We start from the raw sequence: 17,943 nt of genomic DNA, 5'->3' as shown, positions 1-17,943 counted from the left end.
TACCCTGCGGGCCATGTTCCGTCGTGCCCGCCCGCGTCCGTCCCTGCTGCTCCGCCTGCTGATGCTGGTGGTGGTCGGTGTGGGCGTGTTCGGCAGCTCGCTGGCCTCGGCCCTGGCCGATATCCACCTGACCGTGCACGCAGACAGCAGCGAGCTGCACGGCACGGCCGATGACACGGCCGGCGCTGCATCCAGCGACGACGACGGCAACGAAGACTGGCTGCATGCCCTGGTGCATTGCGGCCACTGCCATGGCCATGGCGGCGTGCTGCCGATGGCCGCGATGGCCTGGAGTCTGCCGGCGCCCCCCAGCCATGGGGTCCCTGCCGGGTTGATCGCGCAACTGCGCACCCAACCGCCCGAGAACCTGCTGCGTCCTCCGATAGCGATCTGATGCCCTGCGGCCGCGTGCCGCCGTTTGCCCTCTGATCGCTTTCTGGAGACTCCCATGTGGATGCGTCTGGCAGCCTTGGCTGCCATTGCGTTCGTGCCGTGCGTGTACGCACAGGGCACGACACCTGCTGCACCGTTGACCCTCGACGACGCCATCGCGCGCGTCGCCCAGTACCACCCCGATCTGCGCCTGGCGCAGGCCCAGCGCCCGGTGTGGGAAGCCCGCCGTGACGCGGCCGGCCTGTCGCCCCCTTTGACCGTGGGCGTGGAGCTGGAGAACGCACTCGGCAGCGGTGACACCCGCGGCTTCGATGCCGCCGAAGTCACCGTCACCCTGGCCGGCGTGCTGGAACGCGGTGGCAAGCTGGATGCCCGCCGCGCCGTGGCCCAGGCCAACCTGGACAGCCTGGCCCCGCAGCGCGAAACCGCGCGCCTGGACCTGATGGCCGAGGTCGCCCGCCGCTACCTGGCAGTGACCGACGCGCGCCAGCAGCTGCGCATTGCCGAGACCGATATCGAGCAGCGCAGGCGCGCTGTCGCCGCCGCGCGGCTGCGCCTGCAGGCCGGCGCCTCGCCCGAATCGGTGCTGCTGACCGCGCAGGCGATGTTGGCCCAGGCCGAACTGGACCGCGATCGCGCCCGGCAGATGGATCAGTCCGCACGTGCGTCGCTGTCGGCGTTGTGGCGCCAGCGCGAGCCCGGTTTCGACGTGGTCACCGGCGATCCGATGCAGCTGCCCGCGCTGCAGGACTTCGCCGTGCTCGCCGAGGAACTGCAGCGCACTCCGGAACTGGCGGTGCTGGCCGGTGAGCGCCGCATCCGCGAAGCGCAGGTGCAGCTGGCCCGCACCCAGGCACGGCCCGATGTCAGCTGGCAGGTGGGCGTGCGCAACAGCCGCGATACCCGCGACACCTCCCTGGTGGCCGGTTTCAGCCTGCCGCTGGGCAGCGTGCGCCGTGCCGACCCGGAGATCCGCGCGGCCGAGGCCGAACTGGCACTCAACAGCGTCGAGCGCGACGCGCGCGCGCTGCAGCTGTACGCCACGTTGGCCGAAGCACATGGCCGCTACCTGACCTCGCGGCTGGAAGTCACCCGCATGGCGCGCGACGTACTGCCGCAGCTGCAGCGTGCCGAGAACGCTGCCGAGAAGGCCTGGCGTGCCGGCGCGATCAGCTACATGGAATGGGCGCAGCTGCAGGCGATGCGGATCGACGCACGCCAGCGCCAGCTGGAAGCGGCCATCGCCGCACAGACCGCCCTGATCGAACTCCAGCGCCTGACCGGCCAGAGCATGGTCGCCGCAACCGACACCGTGTCCACGGAGGACCGCCGATGACCCTTTTCCAGACCCGTACCGCGCTGGCCGCCAGCCTGTTGATCGCGCTGATGGCGCTCACCGGCTGCGGCAGCAGTGACCCCGCTGCGGCGCCGGCCGAGGCGGCCGCGACGGACGCCGGCCATGGCGAGGCCGGGCATGACGATGATCATGACGATCACGAGGCACCGGAAAGCACCACCATCACCGCGGCCATGGCCGAGCAGGCGGGCATCCGCGTGGCACCTGTCGTCGCCGGCACCATTGCCGACGAGCACGACGTGCAGGGCCTGTTGACCCCGGTCGATGGCCGCGTCGCGCAGGTGATGGCGCGCTTCCCCGGCCCGATCCGTTCGCTGCGCGCCAATGTCGGCGACCGCGTGCGCGCCGGCCAGGTGCTGGCCAGCATCGAGAGCAACCTGAGCCTGACCACCTACACCGTGACCGCACCGATCGGTGGCGTGGTGCTCGCGCGTCAGGCGCAGGTGGGTGGGGTGGCGGGCGAGGGCACGCCGTTGTTCGAGATCGGCGATCTGTCCACGCTGTGGGTGGATCTGCATATCTTCGGCAACGACACCCAGCACATCACCGCCGGCGTGCCGGTCACTGTGTCACGCATGACCGACGGCGTGAGCCAGGCCACCACGCTGGAACGCGTGCTGCCCGGCACCGCCACCGCCAGCCAGAGCACGGTCGCCCGCGCCACGCTGCGCAACGATGACGGCCAATGGCGGCCCGGCGCCGCGGTCAAGGCGCGCATCGTGGTGGCCACCACGCCGGCCGCACAGGTGGTGCCGCTGAGCGCGTTGCAGACGATGGATGGCAAGGACGTGGTGTTCGTGCGCGAAGGAGATACCTACACCGCGCGTGCGGTGACCCTGGGTGCGCGCGATGCGGGCAGGGTCGAAGTACTCAGCGGCCTGACCGTCGGCGAAGACGTCGTGGTCGAGCAGAGCTACGTGGTCAAGGCCGACATCGGCAAGGCGGGGGCATCGCATGAACATTGACGTGCTGCCGCGCCCCGCATCCGGAGGGCGCCACCATGCTTGAGCGCATCATCCGCGCCGCCATCGCCCATCGCTGGTTGATGATGGCCCTGACGTTGGTGCTGATCGTCATCGGCAGCTGGAGTTTCACCCAGCTCCCAATCGACGCCACCCCGGACATCACCAACGTCCAGGTGCAGATCAATACCGCGGCCCCCGGCTACTCGCCGCTGGAAACCGAACAGCGCATCACCTACCCGGTGGAGACGGTGATGGCCGGCCTGCCGGCGATGGAGCAGGCACGCTCGCTGTCGCGCTACGGGCTCTCGCAGGTGACCGTGGTCTTCAAGGACGGCACCGACATCTACTTCGCCCGCCAGCAGGTCGCCGAACGCCTGCAGCAGGTCAAATCGCAGATTCCCGAGGGCCTGGATCCGCAGCTGGGACCGATCTCGACCGGTCTCGGCGAGATCTTCATGTACACCATCGATGCCGATCCCAAGGCACGCAAGGCCGATGGCACGGCGTACACCGCCACCGACCTGCGCACCCTGCAGGACTGGGTGATCCGGCCGCAGCTGCGCAACGTGCCCGGCGTGACCGAGGTCAACACCATCGGTGGCTTCCAGCGCCAGGTGCACATCACCCCGGATCCGGCGCGGCTGCGCGCGCTGGGCTTTACCTTGGAGGACGTGGCGCAGGCGGTGGAGGCCAACAACCAGAACGTCGGCGCCGGCTACATCGAACGCAACGGCCAGCAGTTCCTGGTGCGCATTCCCGGTCAGGTCGCCAACCTGGAGGAGATCGGCAACATCGTGCTGGCCCGCCGCGAAGGTGTTCCGATCCACGTGCACGACGTCGCCCAGGTGCAGGACGGACCGGAGCTGCGCAGTGGCGCGGCCACCCAGAACGGCCATGAAGTGGTGATGGGCACGGTGGTCATGCTGATCGGGGCCAACAGCCGCGACGTCGCCCAGGCCGCGGCGGCGCGTCTGCAGCAGGCGCAGGCCAGTCTGCCCGAGGGCGTCACCGTCACCGCCAGCTACGACCGCACCGCGCTGGTCGACCGCACCATCGCAACGGTCGCCAAGAACCTGATCGAAGGCGCCTTGCTGGTGATCGTGGTGCTGTTCCTGCTGCTCGGCAATTTCCGCGCGGCGTTGATCACGGCCGCGGTGATTCCGCTGGCGATGCTGTTCACGCTGACCGGCATGGCCCGTGGCGGCGTCTCGGCCAACCTGATGAGCCTGGGGGCGCTGGATTTCGGCCTGATCGTCGATGGGGCGGTGATCATCATCGAGAACTGCCTGCGCCGCTTCGGCGAACGCCAGCACGCGCTCGGCCGCGACATGACCCGCGATGAACGTTTCGCCGAAACCGCCAGCGCCACCGCCGAGGTGATCCGCCCGAGCCTGTTCGGGCTGGGCATCATCACCGCGGTGTACCTGCCGATCTTCGCGCTCACCGGCGTGGAAGGAAAAATGTTCCACCCGATGGCGATCACCGTGGTGCTGGCCCTGACCGGTGCGATGGTGCTGGCACTGACCTTCGTACCCGCCGCGATCGCGCTGTTCCTCGGCGGCCGCGTGCAGGAGAAGGAAAACCGCCTGATGGCCTGGGTGCGCCGGCGCTATGAACCGATGCTGGCCTTTGCCCTGCGGCGCGGCCGCTGGATGGTCGCCGGTGCGCTGGTGCTGGTGATCGGTTGTGGACTGCTGGCCACGCGGCTGGGCAGTGAGTTCGTGCCGAACCTGGACGAAGGCGATGTCGCCATGCACGCCATGCGCATCCCCGGGACCAGCCTGACCCAGTCCATCGAGATGCAGAAGCAGATCGAGAACCGGCTGGTGCAGTTCGCCGAGGTGGACAAGGTGTTCTCCAAGATCGGCACGCCGGAGGTCGCCTCCGACCCGATGCCGCCATCGGTCGCTGATACCTTCATCATGATGAAACCGCGCAAGGCCTGGCCGGATCCACGCAAATCGCGTGCGGCACTGCTGGCCGAGCTGGAGGAGGCGGTCGAGCAGCTCCCCGGCAACAACTACGAGTTCACCCAGCCGATCCAGATGCGCACCAACGAGTTGATCTCCGGCGTGCGTGCCGACGTGGCGGTGATGCTGTTCGGCGACGATCTGGACACGCTGCTGTCGGTCGGCAAGCGGATCGCGGCGGTGGCCGGCACGGTGCCGGGCGCGGCCGACGTGCGGGTGGAGGAAACCAGCGGCCTGCCGCTGCTGACCGTCACGCCGAATCGCACCGCGTTGGCCGGTTATGGGTTGAATCCAGGGCAGGTGCAGTCCACCGTGGCCACCGCGGTGGGCGGCCAGGTGGCAGGGCAGTTGTTCGAAGGCGACCGTCGTTTCGACATCGTGGTGCGCCTGCCTGAAGCACTGCGCCAGGATCCGGCCGCACTGGCGGACCTGCCGGTGTCGCTGGAACCCGCGCTTGCGGATGCGGCCGATGAATCCAGCAGAGCAGGCAGCTGGACCAGTGGCAGTGCACGCACGGTGCCGTTGCGTGAGCTGGCGACCTTGAGCAACAGCGAAGGGCCGAACCAGATCAACCGTGAGAACGGCAAGCGCCGGATCGTGGTCACCGCCAACGTGCGCGACCGCGACCTCGGCGGGTTCGTCGGCGAGCTGCAGCAGGCGATCGGGCGCGATGTGCAGGTGCCCAACGGCTACTGGATCGAGTACGGCGGCAGCTTCGAGCAGCTGATCTCGGCCAGCCAGCGCCTGTCGATCGTGGTGCCGGTGACGCTGGCGATCATTTTCGCACTGCTGTTCTGGGCGTTCGGCTCGGTCAAGGATGCGGCCATCGTGTTCAGTGGCGTGCCGCTGGCGCTCACCGGCGGCGTACTCGCGCTGGCCCTGCGGGGCATTCCGCTGTCGATCTCGGCCGGCGTGGGCTTCATCGCGCTGTCCGGTGTGGCGGTGCTCAACGGTCTGGTGATGATCAGCTTCGTGCGCAGCCTGCGCGGGCACGGCATGCCGTTGCCGCAGGCGGTGCGCGACGGTGCTCTGGGCCGGCTGCGCCCAGTGCTGATGACCGCGCTGGTGGCCTCGCTGGGCTTCGTGCCGATGGCCTTCAACGTCGGTGCCGGCTCGGAGGTGCAGCGTCCGCTGGCGACTGTGGTGATCGGCGGCATCGTCTCGTCGACGTTGCTGACGTTGTTGGTGTTGCCGGTGCTGTATCGGTGGCTGCATCGCAAGGACGCCGCCGTACCGGTCACGGGGTAGCACCGGGTCGTTGGGTAGCACCCGACCGTTGGTCGGGTAAACCCGCGGGCGGCACGGCAACCGCCGTGCCCACCATGGCCGCGGTCATCGAGGTGACAGATATGCCTCGATCGCCGCGACGCCAACGGCCACGCCACCTTCGACCGTCATCGCCCGGCCAAGCGCGACGGCACGCGAGCGCGTGTCGGCCCGCTCGGCAACGGCAATGGCACTGGCCAGCCGGGCGGCGTCCAACCGCTTCGGCGACAGTGCTGCCGGTGCCACGCCCAGCTGGTGCAGCCGATCTGCCCAGAAGAACTGGTCGGCGGCGAACGGCATCACCAGCGAGGGCACACCGGCCCGGCAGGCCGAATGCGTGGTGCCGCTGCCGCCGTGATGGATGATCAGCGCGCAGCGCGGGAACAACGCCTCGTGCGGGGTCGGCCCGATCACGAACACGTTGGGCGGCAGGGGAGCACTGGGCAGCCCGGCCCAGCCGGGGAACAGCAGCACCCGCCGCGGCGCCAAGGCCGCCAGCAGCGCGGGTAGCACCTGGTCGCGATCAAAGCCGGTCATGCTGCCGAAGCCGAGGTAGACCGGGGCGGGGCCGGCGTCCAGGAAGGCCTGCAGATCCGGCGGCGGCTGCCAGCCCCGCTCGGGCGCGCGCCACTGGCCGCAGATCTTGTGGTTGTCCGGCCAGTCCGGCGGCGGGGGAAGCAGGCTGGGCGAGATGCCGTACAGCATCGGCAGATCCCGCCAGGGGGAGGCGCGCCTCGGCATCCCCAGTGCCTTGCGGGCCGCGTTGATCGGGCGGCGGAAGGTACGCCACACCGCGTGGTTGACCAGGGTGTAGCTGAGCCGGTTGAGCACCCCCGGCAGGCGCAGCCGGGGCAGGAACGGGGAGGGGAAGCCGGCGGTCGGGGTCAGTGGGATCATCCCGGTGCCGATCACCGGCAGCCCGTGGTGCTCGGCCACGGTCAGGCCGACGAAAGCGGCCAGCCCGCCGGTCAGCACGGCATCGCATCCTGCGGCAGCGGCATCGGCCTGACGCATCCAGCCGGGCACGTGCCGTTGCGCCATCCGCGCCAGACCCCGCGAGGCGGCGAGACGGGCGTTACCGCGCGAGACCAGCGCCACGACCTCGCCATGGATGTCGCCCTCCAGCGCGGCATGCGGGACGCCCAGCTCGCGCGCGCTGCCCAGCGTGCCGCGCTCGGCCAGCAGCAGCACCTCATGGCCCGCGGCGATCAATCCATGGCAGAGCATCACCAGCGGGCGGGTGTCGCCTTCGGTGCCGTAGGTCAGGGCGAGCAGCTTCATGGGCGGTACTTCGGGAAGACGGCACGCCAGGTCATTGCGGGAATCTTCATGCGGGCTGTCCTTCTCAGGTGCCCAGCCTAGCGCAGGCACCGGTGACGACCGCATCGTTCACGCGCGCATCGCATTGGAACGGCACGGCATCTCTGCTACTTTCCGCCTCGGAACGACCGCGCTCGCGGTGTCGCAGGAAGCAGGGAATGGCTCGCAATCTGTTGTTTGGCAAGGAGGCCGCTACCGCGGGCCTGTCTGTCGCCACGCGCTCTCAGGCACGCACCACCACGCTGGGTGCGGCCTCGCTCGACAGCCGCCTCCGGCAGAAGCGATCGCCCGCGTACGTGCAGGCCATGACCAGGGTCGATGTCGGCGGTCACGTGCACGATCGCGACGCATTGGCGGCGCTGAAGCAGCTGGTCGCCGCGGAGCTCGGCGAGATCGCCCTGGAGGATCGCCTGCTCGGCATCGTCAGCCGTTGCATGCTGGGTCATCCCTATGAGGTCCATACACTGGACATGACCGGGCAGATCATCGAGCACTTCAAGATCGGCCACACCCTGCCGCTAACGCTCGAACGGGCACGCGCGCTGGCCCTGCATCCGTCCTACGCCTTCATCGAGGTGTACGCGAACCGGATGGTCACCGTCAGCGACTCCGGCCAGACCGCCGTCATCGAAGGAACGACATGAGCACACAACGCATCATCCATATGGCGGACCTGTCCGCCATCAACAGCAGCCTGCGCTCGCTGGGGCAGGATCTGGACGCTTTGCATACCCAGGCCCACGCGATCCAGAGCGATGTGGGTGCCACCCGCAGCGAACTGGCGCGCCTGGAAAAAGCGTTCATGGATTTCGTCGCGGCGGACCTGAAAGCCAAGGAACTGTCGCTGGCCGAAACGCGGCAGGTGAAGATCCGCCAGGAGCTGGAAAACCGGTTCGGCCACTACGCCGAGGTCCGCCGCCAGACCACCGGCATCCTGCAGGCGGCCGACATCAGCCTGGTCCGGCAGGACACCATCCGTGCCGCCAGTGAGAACCTCATGCTGGCGGCGCCCGGCTACTGGCTGGCCCCGGCACTGGTGGCGCTGGCCGCGTGGCTCAATGACCAGCAGGATCTGGCGCAGCGTGCGCTGGCCGAGGCCATCCGTCGCGATGACGAGAAAACCAGCCTGCTGTTCTCTCTCGTCAGCCGCCGCGCGGGTCGCCTGTCGGCCGCCCAGCAGTGGATGGACCGTTATCTGGGCATGCAGAACCCGATGGAACTGGACCGCCAGACCGTGGTGCTGATCGACGCGATCGCCGGCGGTGTGTTCGGCGTGGAGACCGCCCGCATCTGTGTGGCCCGCACCAATGAATGGATCGAAGAACTGGCCCAGCGGGCCGGCTTCGTGGAGGCCCAGCGCAGCCAGTGGATCGACGCGCTGCGCTCCAAGACCCCCAATGGCGACGACAGCGCCCGCTACCCGCACCTGCAGCGCTTCAGCCCGACCTGGCCGGCCCTGCAGGACTCGCTCAATGCCACGGCGACCCACGCGGCCGTCACCCGGCATTTCCAGAGTGTGTTCAGCGGCGATGTACGTGCCACGGCCGGGCTGGCGGCGGATGTGGATGCGCTGCTGACCAAGCTGGTCTCGCACTTCGATGCCGAAGAGCTGCCGCTGCGGCGCGATGAGGCCCTGTGCAAGCTGATCATCGATGAGAACGGTGACCGCCCCGCGGCCGACCGTCGCTTCCAGCTGCAGGACCCGGCACTGGAGCACCGCATCAGCTTCACCCAGTTGCTCACCAACGCTGCGATGCATCCGGAAACCTCGCAGGCCTCGCGCGCCACCCAGCGCTTTGCCACCGCCCAGTCGCGCAGCTGGATTCTGGAAGCGCACCACGATCTCACTGCCAGCATCCGCCAGGCGATCCCGACCGAGGTGGAGGTCACGCTGGATGCCTGGCAGGGCAGCACCCGCGATGGCAGCAACCAGGTTGAATTGGAGACCTCGCTCAATGCGCACGTTGACACCGGGCTGGCCCAGGCGCTGGCCGGCGTGAAGCTGCGCTTCCAGCATTGGGCTGTCCTGGTGCTGGGTGTCCTGCTGCTGGTGATGACCATTGGCAACGTCATCGGCATGGTGATCGCTGCGCTGATGCTGCTCTGGGTCGGGATGGCCTACAAGAATCTGGAAAAGACCCGCGAAACGGTCCGTGCCGACTTCGCGCGCCAGCGTGAGCAACTGCAGAACGCGCTCAAGGCCTGCATGGCCGAAGTCGTGGAAGTGCGGCGTGATCTTGCCGCGCGCGATGCCCAGTCTGCCGAGTTGACCGCGTTGCTGGAGTCGATCACGCCCGAGCAGTTCACCCTTGGCGGTCATGACACTACCCGCCGCATTCTTGCCGCCACCGCCTGAGGCCCGACCATGACCCGTTCCCTGCTCGATGCTTCCGCCGTGCCGCCGCCGTTGCCGGCCCAGGACGCCCTCCCGCCGCCGCTGAACGATGTCGCGGCGGCTACCCCGGTTGTTTCCGCCGCGCCGCTGGTCAATATTGCGGCCCCGGATGCGCTCGCCGGCGCCCTGCCTGGCTGGGACCTGCTGCCGAAGACCGGTTTCGTACGCCGCAAACGCGCCTCGCACGGATGACACTGCCGGTTCCGCGGACCTATGCCGAATGGAGCCAGGTCCTGGATGCGTTCAGCGAAGGGGGGCGCGAAGCCGAGGCGCTCGCGGCCATGGCAGCCGGGCGGCTGGACTGGACGCCCGGCGTGGCGCAGTTGTTCACCGACCGGGTGACCACGCTGCTCGACCTGCGGCTGAAGCAGTGCAGCGCTCGTCTGCAGCGCGATCTGGGGGCTCGGGCCGATGAAGTGACCCTGGTGCGCGCGCTGCTGGACGCGCGTCGGCATTTCAGCGTGCTGCATCAGCTGGCCTCGCTGGCGACGCTGCCTGAATCGCTGCGCGCGTTCCTGCGCGATGAACTGGTCCGCATCACCGCCAGGATGCAGGCCGACCTGGAAGCCAACGCACGCACGCTGCGCTGCGACCGCACCCTGCGCGCGGTGCGCTACAACAGCCTGTGCCACTACCGGCCAGCCGCGCTGGATGCTGCCGCGCCGCCGCCACTCCCGTCTGCTTCACCTGCCGATGGCCCCGCTGTAGCGGGCCGCCGGCGAACCTTGATGATCTGAATCCATGAGCGATACCCGCGAGTTCCATGCCACGCTGACCCGCTACCTGAAAGCGCGCGTGCCCTTCATCTCCATCCGCAGCACCGAACGCGCGCGGGTGCTGGATATCCTGCGTGACGTGGCCGGTGCGCTGAGTGCGCCGTTCTATGTACACACGCTCTCGCAGGGAACGCGCGAACTGGCGACAGGGCGGATCGTCAACGAAGACCGCTCGGTCATCGGCGCGGTCGACTTCGCCAGCCAGCAGATGGCGCAGCGGCAGAACCTCAGTTTCGTGTTGACCGAAGTGTCCGACCTGGAGGACGACACGCCCTCGGCGCGGCAACTGATCGATGTGGCGATGCTGGCGGCCGACCACGGCGGCTCGCTGGTCGTGGTCACCAGCAAACCGGTGTTCGGCCAGCTGCAGCGCCTGGGGATGTCGCTGGTGCTGTCGCCGCCCACCGAAGACGAGATGGCGGCGATCATCCACGAACAGATCGATCCGTACCGCAGCCAGTTCCAGATCGAGTGGGACGACGCCGACATCCGCCAGGCGGCGGCCATCCTGGCCGGCATCTCGCGGTTGGAGGCGGAGAACATCATCGCCACGCTGCTGGTCAACGGGCGTATCGACAAGAATGATCTGGTCGAGTTGATGCACGCCAAGGACCGCATCTTCGCCGACATTTCCGGCATCGAGCGCGTCCCGGTGCGCGGGGGCGATCTGAGTGTGGGTGGCCTGGGTGGCCTCAAGAGCTGGCTGGCACGCGAACGGCCGCTGCTGACCGCCGATCTGCGCGAGCGCGGCATCCGCCCGCCGCGAGGCGTGCTGCTGGTCGGCGTACCGGGCTGCGGCAAATCGCTGTCGGCCAAGGCCATTGCCCAGGACTGGCAGTTGCCGCTGTACCGCCTGGACCTGTCCACCATCCACGGCCAGTACCTGGGCCAGAGCGAAGGCCGCCTCAAGGAAGCGCTTGCCACGGCGGATCACGTGGCGCCCTGCGTGCTGTGGATCGACGAGATCGAAAAGGGCCTGGCCGGTGCCACCGGGGGCGGCGACGGCGGCACCTCGACCCGTCTGGTCGGCCAGTTCCTGTACTGGCTGCAGGAAGCCCGTACCCGTGTGTTCGTGGTGGCAACCGCCAACGATGTGTCCAAGCTGCCCCCGGAGCTGCTGCGCCGGGGCCGGTTCGACGAGCTCTTCTTCGTCGACCTGCCGACCGCGCCGGAACGCCGCGACATCATCGGCATCTACGCCCGCCGGGGCCTGCAGCAGCGCGAACTGGCGCCGGCGCTGCTCGACGAGCTGGTCGAACTGTCCGAGGGCTTTGCCGGTTCGGACCTGGAATCGGCGGTGCGTGAGGTGGTGAAAGAGGCCTACCTGAAGGGCGATGCCGTGGTCACCGATGCGCTGTTCCGGCGCAGTTTCCAGAACGTGGTGCCGTTGTCGCGGACCGCACCGGAGCAGATCGAGAACATCCGCGCCTGGGGCCGTGAACGGGCGGTGCCGGCCTCAGGCGAGCCGATCGCGGCCAGCACCCCGGCCGCCGGGCGGCCGCGCCGCGCCGTTCTGGCATGAGCGACCGGGCCGGCAGGCCCTGCCGGCCTCGGTTGCGCCATCAGGGCCAAGCGGGCATAATGCGCGGCTCGCTGTGTCCAAAAACCTTTGGATCGGCGGCCGGGAACACGTCATCCGGCCCGCCCTCGACAGCGTAACCCTTTGATTCTCATGACGTGTGGCGGGAAACCGCCGAGGCCGCCGTCGCCCGGGCTATGGGCTGACAACTACTTTTATCGAGGTGCGCAATGTCCCGCGTATGCCAAGTTTCCGGCAAGCGAGTGCAGACGGGTAACAACGTCTCGCACGCCAACAACAAGACCCGTCGTCGTTTCCTGCCCAACCTGCACGAGCGCCGCTTCTGGGTTGCCAGCGAAAACCGCTGGGTCAAGCTTCGTGTTTCCGCGCATGCCCTGCGCACCATCGACAAGAACGGTATCGACTCCGTTCTGGCTGAGCTGCGTTCGCGCGGCGAAAAGGTCTGAGGAGTAAACGATCATGGCAGGCAAGCGCGATAAGATCCGTCTGATTTCGACGGCCAACACTGGCCACTTCTACACGACGGACAAGAACAAGAAGAACACCCCCGGGAAGATGGAATTCCTGAAGTACGATCCGGTCGTGCGCAAGCACGTCCTGTACAAGGAAGGCAAGATCAAGTAATCCGCAAGGGTTCTTGAGCTTCCCGACGAAAAACCCGCCCTCGTGGCGGGTTTTTTGTTGCCCCGGCGATGCACGGTGCCGGGCCGCAGCGGCTGCACCGGTCACCCCGGCGGCACAGCCGCCCATGGCAGAATGCGTTTCCCCTCCCGACGGGCGACGCGATGCTGTTCGAGTGGCTGCTGGGTTCGTGGTTGTTGATGCTGGATTGGCTGATCCGGCTGGCCGCGCTGTTGTGGATTCCCAGCCGCACCACGCCGGGTGCCGCGCGCAGCTGGTTGCTGCTGGTCGGCTTCGTGCCGCTGCTCGGGCTGCCGCTGTATCTGCTGTTCGGCCACCCGTGGCTGTCGCGCCAGCGCGTGCAGCGCCAGGCCGAGGCCTCCCAGGTGATCCGCGAGGAGCAGGCCCTGCAGCCGCCGCTGCGCTGGACGCCCCCACCGGAGACGGCCACCGCCGAGATCGTGCCGCTGATCGAGCGCCAAGGCGATTTCATGCCCATCCACGGCAACGCGGTGGATCTGCTCAATGATTACGACGCCTCGCTGCAGGCCCTGATCGAAGACATCGACCAGGCACGCGAGCGTGTGCACCTGCTGTACTACCTGATGTTCGACGATGCCGTCGGCGAGGCCATCGTGCAGGCGCTGCAGCGGGCCGCCGCACGCGGGGTGCACTGCCGCGTGCTGCTGGATGCAGTGGGGGCCAAGCGTGGGCTGCGCCACTACCGCCACCGTCTCCAGGCCCTCGGCGTAGATGTGCGCGCGATGCTGCCCGGTGGGCTGCGCTGGCGCCGCAGTGGCCGCATGGACCTGCGCAACCACCGCAAGATCGCGGTGATCGACAACCGCGTCGGCTACATCGGCTCACAGAACCTGGCGCGCGCGCAGTTTGTCGCCGGGTTCCCGAACAAGGAGCTGGTCGCGCGCGTGCGCGGGCCGGTGGTGGCGCACCTGGAAGCGGTGTTCGCCAGCGACTGGTACATGGAAACCGGGCAGCGCCTGGATGTGCTCACCGCGGTGCCGGTGTGCTCGGCCGATGTGCCGACCCAACTGCTGCCCAGTGGCCCGGCGTATCCCTTCAGCAACGCGCGCGATGCGGTGAACGCGCTGATCCATTGGCGCGCCGGCGCATCGTGCTGGTCACGCCGTACTTCGTGCCGGATGAGGCGACCCTGAGTGCGCTGCGCATCGCGGCGCTGTCCGGCGTGCAGGTGCAGCTGATCCTCTCGGCCAGTACCAACCAGCGGTTGACCTCCTGGGCGCAGGAGGCCTACTACGATGAGCTGCTGCGCAGCGGCGTGCGCATCGCGTTGTACGAGCCTCACTTCCTGCATGCCAAGCACCTGACCGTCGATGAAGACATCGCCCTGGTCGGCTCGATCAACCTGGATATCCGCTCGTTCGCGCTCAATGCCGAGATCGGCATGCTCTGTTACGACGCCGGCATGGTGCGCCAGCTGGCGCAGATCGAAGCGGACTATCTGGAACAGTCCCGTCCGCTCGATCTGGCGACGTGGCGCCAGCGGCCGGCGTGGAAGCGCAGCCGCGAAGGCATCGCACGGCTGGCCGATGCGTTGATGTAGCCCGCTATGACGCACGTGGACGGCCGGTCCACGCGCATCGCCTACAATCGATGCATGACTGCGTCCGATACCCACCGCCAGTGTGATCTGGCCATCGTCGGCGGCGGCGCTGCCGGCGTCCTCGTCGCGCTGCAGGCCCTGCGCCATGCTGCGCGACCGTCACGCATCGTGCTGTTCGAGCCGGCTTCGGCGCTGGCCGAAGGCATCGCCTACGCCACGCCTTGGCCTGAGCACCTGCTCAACGTGCCGGCCGGCAAGATGAGCGGGCTGCCCGATCAGCCTGCGGATTTCCTGGATTACCTCATCGACAGCCAGGCGATTGCCGAGGTGCCGCGCGAGGTGCTGGCGGACCAGTTCGTGCCGCGCCGCCATTTCGCCGCCTACCTGCGTGAGCGCCTGGAACAGGCGTGCGAGCGCAGCGTGGCGGCGCTGGAGGTGGTCGAGCAGCCGGTGTTCGCGCTGGAGCCGACCGGCCACGGCGTACAGCTGCGGCTCGACGATGACGTGACGTGGCGCGCGCAGCGCGTGGTGTTGGCCTGTGGCAACAGCATGCGTCCGCTGCCGGTACCCGGTGCCGACGCACTGCCGCCCGCGCAGGCGGTGGAGGCCTGGGACTACGACGGCGTGCGTGTGCTGGCCGGCGACGACGACCTGGCCATCGTCGGCTCGGGCCTGAGCATGGCCGACAGTGTGGTCGCCCTGGCCGCCGCCGGTCACCGCGGGCGCATCTACGTGCTGTCGCGCCATGCGCTGCTGCCGTTGCCACACGCCCACGGCGCGGCGGTCACCTTCGATCCGCAGCCGCTGCTGACGATGTCGCTGCGCCAGCGCGTGCGGGAGCTGCGCGCGCAGGCCGATGCCGCCGTGGCCCAAGGCATTCCATGGCAGAGCGTGATGGACCGGATCCGGCCGATGGGCCAGGCGTTGTGGCTGAGCCTGGGCGAGGCCGATCAGCGCCGCTTCCTGCGCCACGTGGTGCGGTACTGGGACGTGCACCGCCACCGCATCGCCGAATCGGTGCATGCCCAGGTCAGCGAGCTGGAGCGCAGCGGCCAGCTGCAGCGCCATCGGGCCCGGCTGGATACGCTGCTGGTGCAGGAAAGCGGGCTGCAGCTGCACGGCCGCAGCCCGGACGGTGGCCTGCCGCCCCTGACCGTGCGCGCGGTGATCAATGCCACCGGGGTGGAGACCCGCGCGCTGTCCATGCGCAATCCGCTGATCCAGCAGCTGCTGGCGGACGGCCATGCCCGCCCGGGCCCGCATGGCCTTGGGCTGGAGACCACCGTGGACGACGGTGCCCTGATCGATGGCCATGGCCAGCCGCAGCCTGCGATCCGGGTGGTCGGCAGCCTGCGCATCGGCACCCTGTGGGAGAGTCTGGCGATCCCGGAACTGCGCGTGCAGGCCGAACAGGCCGCGCGCGGCTGAACCCGTTCGATCCGGGTGCCGGGTAACGGCCCGGAGCGCCCCGCCCGAGGGTAAAATGGGGACATGGATGTTTCCCACTTGCTCGACGGGTTGAACCCCGCCCAGCGCGAAGCTGTGTCCGCCCCGCCCGGCCACCATCTGGTGCTTGCCGGTGCCGGTTCCGGCAAGACCCGCGTGCTTATCCACCGCATCGCCTGGCTCAATGAAGTCTGCGGCGTGCCGACCCATGGCATTTTTGCGGTGACCTTCACCAACAAGGCTGCCGGCGAGATGCGTCACCGCATCGACCTGCAGCTGTCGCAGGGCAGCCGCGGTGCCTGGATCGGCACCTTCCACGGCCTGGCCCATCGCCTGCTGCGCCTGCATTTCCAGGACGCCAAGCTGCCCGACAGCTTCCAGGTGATGGATTCGGACGACCAGCTGCGGCTGGTCAAGCGCGTGGTCCAGCAGCTGGAGATCGATGACGGCAAGTTCCCGCCGAAGCAGATCGCCTGGTGGATCAACGAGCAGAAGGACGAGGGCCGTCGCCCGCAGCATATCCAGCCCGAGCCGCATGACGCGTGGCTGGAAACCATGCGCCAGGCGTATATCGCCTATCAGGAGCGCTGCGACCGCGCCGGTCTGGTCGATTTCGCCGAGCTGCTGCTGCGCGCGCATGAACTGCTGCGCGACAACCCGGCGCTACTGGCGCACTACCGCTCGCGCTTCCGCGAAATCCTGGTGGACGAGTTCCAGGACACCAACGCCATCCAGTACGCCTTCGTGCGCGTGCTGGCCGGCGATACCGGTCACGTGTTCGTGGTCGGCGACGACGACCAGGCCATCTACGGCTGGCGCGGCGCCAAGGTCGAGAACGTCCAGCGCTTCCTGAAGGATTTCCCGGGTGCTCAGACCGTGCGCCTGGAACAGAACTACCGCTCCACCGCCAACATCCTCGGCGCGGCGAATGCGGTGATCGCGCACAACCCGGACCGTATCGGCAAGGAGTTGTGGACCGACAGCGGCGATGGCGATCCCATCGATCTGTACGCGGCCTACAACGAAATGGACGAGGCGCGTTACGTGGTCGAGCGCGCGCGCCAGTGGGTGCGCGATGGTGGCAGCTACGGCGACGTCGCCGTGCTCTACCGCAGCAATGCACAGTCGCGTGCCTTCGAAGAAGCGCTGCTCTCCGAGCAGGTGCCGTACCGCGTGTACGGCGGCATGCGCTTCTTCGAGCGCGCCGAAATCAAGGACGCGCTGGCGTACCTGCGGTTGATGACCAACCGCAACGATGACGCTGCCTTCGAGCGCGCGGTCAACACGCCGACGCGTGGCATCGGCGACCGCACCCTGGATGAAGTGCGCCGTTTGGCCCGTACCCACGCCATCTCGCTGTGGGAGGCCACGATGCTGACCACGCAGGGAAATGCGCTCGCTGCACGTGCACGCAACGCGCTGGCCGGCTTCCTGGTGCTGGTCAACCAGCTCCAGGCCGAAGCCGACACGATGACCCTGGCCGAACGCATCGACCACGTGCTGATGCGCTCGGGCCTGCGCGAGCACTGGTCCAAGGAAAGCCGCAACGCGCTGGATTCGGAATCGCGCGCGGACAACCTGGACGAACTGGTTTCGGTGGCCTCGCGCTTCGTGCGTCGCGAAGACGATGTCGAAGAAACCCAGGACATGAGCGAGCTGGTCGCCTTCCTCGCCTATGCCTCGCTGGAGGCCGGCGAAGGCCAGGCCCAGGCCGGCGAAGAGGGCGTGCAGTTGATGACGCTGCATGCTGCCAAGGGCCTGGAGTTCCCACTGGTGTTCCTGGCGGGCATGGAAGACGGGCTGTTCCCGAGCGCGCGCTCGCTGGAAGAAAGCGGCCGGCTGGAAGAAGAACGTCGCCTGGCGTATGTGGGCATCACCCGCGCGCGCCAGAAGCTGGTGCTCTGCTACGCTGAATCACGTCGCATCCATGGCCAGGACAACTACAACGTGCCCTCGCGCTTCCTGCGCGAGATCCCGCGGGAGCTGGTCAACGAAGTGCGCCCCAAGGTGCAGGTCTCGCGCGGCACCTCGCTCGGTGCCAACCGGGTGATGGGCCACGCGGCGCTGGAAGCACCGCCGCTCAAGCTGGGCGCGATGGTCAACCATCCCAAGTTCGGCGAAGGCATGGTCACCGACTACGAAGGCAGCGGTCAGCACGCCCGCGTGCAGGTGGAATTCATCGAGGCCGGCAGCAAGTGGCTGGTGATGGCGTATGCCAATCTGACGGTGCTCTGAGCAGCGCTCGTCATCCGGTAGTGCCGGCCGCTGGCCGGCAGCTGCCTGCTGCGGCGTTGTCGGGAGCCGGCCAGCGG

14 protein-coding genes and 1 pseudogene are annotated in these 17,943 nt (G+C 68.3%); 14 read left to right on the top strand and 1 reads right to left on the bottom strand.

What is annotated here, in order from left to right; genetic code table 11:
• Positions 1-13: 13 nt before the first annotated feature.
• Genes QMX81_RS13520 through QMX81_RS13505 form a run of 4 tightly spaced genes read left to right on the top strand, consistent with a single transcriptional unit; the run spans position 14 to position 5,933 of the window.
• On the top strand, positions 14-394 hold the full coding sequence (locus QMX81_RS13520) for a DUF2946 family protein (protein WP_282262218.1): 381 nt from the start codon (positions 14-16) through the stop codon (positions 392-394).
• A 54-nt stretch (positions 395-448) separates the two neighbouring features.
• Positions 449-1,729: a TolC family protein gene (locus tag QMX81_RS13515; RefSeq protein WP_282262216.1), complete on the top strand. Its 1,281-nt coding sequence runs from the start codon at positions 449-451 to the stop codon at positions 1,727-1,729.
• The gene (locus QMX81_RS13510) at positions 1,726-2,715 is read left to right on the top strand and encodes an efflux RND transporter periplasmic adaptor subunit (protein WP_282262214.1); all 990 of its coding nucleotides are present in this window, start codon (positions 1,726-1,728) and stop codon (positions 2,713-2,715) included. The genes QMX81_RS13515 and QMX81_RS13510 overlap by 4 nt, the downstream gene beginning before the upstream one ends.
• Before the next feature lie 35 nt (positions 2,716-2,750).
• On the top strand, positions 2,751-5,933 hold the full coding sequence (locus tag QMX81_RS13505) for a CusA/CzcA family heavy metal efflux RND transporter (protein WP_282262212.1): 3,183 nt from the start codon (positions 2,751-2,753) through the stop codon (positions 5,931-5,933).
• Positions 5,934-6,017: 84 nt separating this feature from the next.
• On the opposite strand, the gene QMX81_RS13500 is transcribed toward QMX81_RS13505, so the two are convergent.
• On the bottom strand, positions 6,018-7,232 hold the full coding sequence (locus tag QMX81_RS13500) for a glycosyltransferase (protein WP_282262210.1): 1,215 nt from the start codon (positions 7,230-7,232) through the stop codon (positions 6,018-6,020).
• 197 nt (positions 7,233-7,429) lie between these two features.
• On the opposite strand from QMX81_RS13500, the gene QMX81_RS13495 reads away from it, so the two are divergent.
• The 10 genes and pseudogenes from QMX81_RS13495 to uvrD all read left to right on the top strand — a co-directional run bounded on the left by QMX81_RS13495 (position 7,430) and on the right by uvrD (position 17,866).
• Positions 7,430-7,915 carry a hypothetical protein gene (locus QMX81_RS13495; RefSeq protein ID WP_121040937.1) on the top strand — a complete coding sequence of 162 codons (486 nt, stop codon included), beginning with the start codon at positions 7,430-7,432 and terminating at the stop codon, positions 7,913-7,915.
• On the top strand, positions 7,912-9,627 hold the full coding sequence (locus QMX81_RS13490; protein WP_282262208.1) for a hypothetical protein: 1,716 nt from the start codon (positions 7,912-7,914) through the stop codon (positions 9,625-9,627). Before QMX81_RS13495 ends, QMX81_RS13490 begins: the two co-directional genes overlap by 4 nt.
• Before the next feature lie 9 nt (positions 9,628-9,636).
• Positions 9,637-9,858 carry a hypothetical protein gene (locus tag QMX81_RS13485; RefSeq protein ID WP_152152078.1) on the top strand — a complete coding sequence of 74 codons (222 nt, stop codon included), beginning with the start codon at positions 9,637-9,639 and terminating at the stop codon, positions 9,856-9,858.
• Entirely contained in the window at positions 9,855-10,403 is a 549-nt protein-coding gene (locus tag QMX81_RS13480; protein WP_282262203.1) for a hypothetical protein, read from the top strand. The genes QMX81_RS13485 and QMX81_RS13480 overlap by 4 nt, the downstream gene beginning before the upstream one ends.
• Before the next feature lie 4 nt (positions 10,404-10,407).
• Entirely contained in the window at positions 10,408-11,964 is a 1,557-nt protein-coding gene (locus QMX81_RS13475) for an AAA family ATPase (protein WP_121040929.1), read from the top strand.
• A 227-nt stretch (positions 11,965-12,191) separates the two neighbouring features.
• Positions 12,192-12,428, top strand: a complete 237-nt coding sequence (rpmB, locus tag QMX81_RS13470; RefSeq protein ID WP_019185625.1) for a 50S ribosomal protein L28 — start codon at positions 12,192-12,194, stop codon at positions 12,426-12,428.
• Between the two features lie 10 nt (positions 12,429-12,438).
• Positions 12,439-12,606 (top strand): 50S ribosomal protein L33, encoded by a 168-nt coding sequence (gene rpmG / locus QMX81_RS13465; protein ID WP_172407465.1) that lies wholly within the window; start codon positions 12,439-12,441, stop codon positions 12,604-12,606.
• 161 nt (positions 12,607-12,767) lie between these two features.
• Positions 12,768-14,185, top strand: a pseudogene (gene cls, locus QMX81_RS13460) (cardiolipin synthase).
• Positions 14,186-14,221: 36 nt separating this feature from the next.
• Complete coding sequence (locus tag QMX81_RS13455) at positions 14,222-15,613, top strand: FAD/NAD(P)-binding protein (RefSeq protein WP_282262238.1); 1,392 nt, start codon at positions 14,222-14,224, stop codon at positions 15,611-15,613.
• 63 nt (positions 15,614-15,676) lie between these two features.
• Positions 15,677-17,866: a DNA helicase II gene (gene uvrD / locus QMX81_RS13450; protein ID WP_282262191.1), complete on the top strand. Its 2,190-nt coding sequence runs from the start codon at positions 15,677-15,679 to the stop codon at positions 17,864-17,866.
• Positions 17,867-17,943: the final 77 nt, after the last annotated feature.

The sequence above is a fragment of the Stenotrophomonas sp. PS02301 genome (genome assembly GCF_029959485.1).
Classification (GTDB): domain Bacteria; phylum Pseudomonadota; class Gammaproteobacteria; order Xanthomonadales; family Xanthomonadaceae; genus Stenotrophomonas; species Stenotrophomonas maltophilia_Z.
This window is presented reverse-complemented; position numbering and strand designations above follow the sequence as displayed.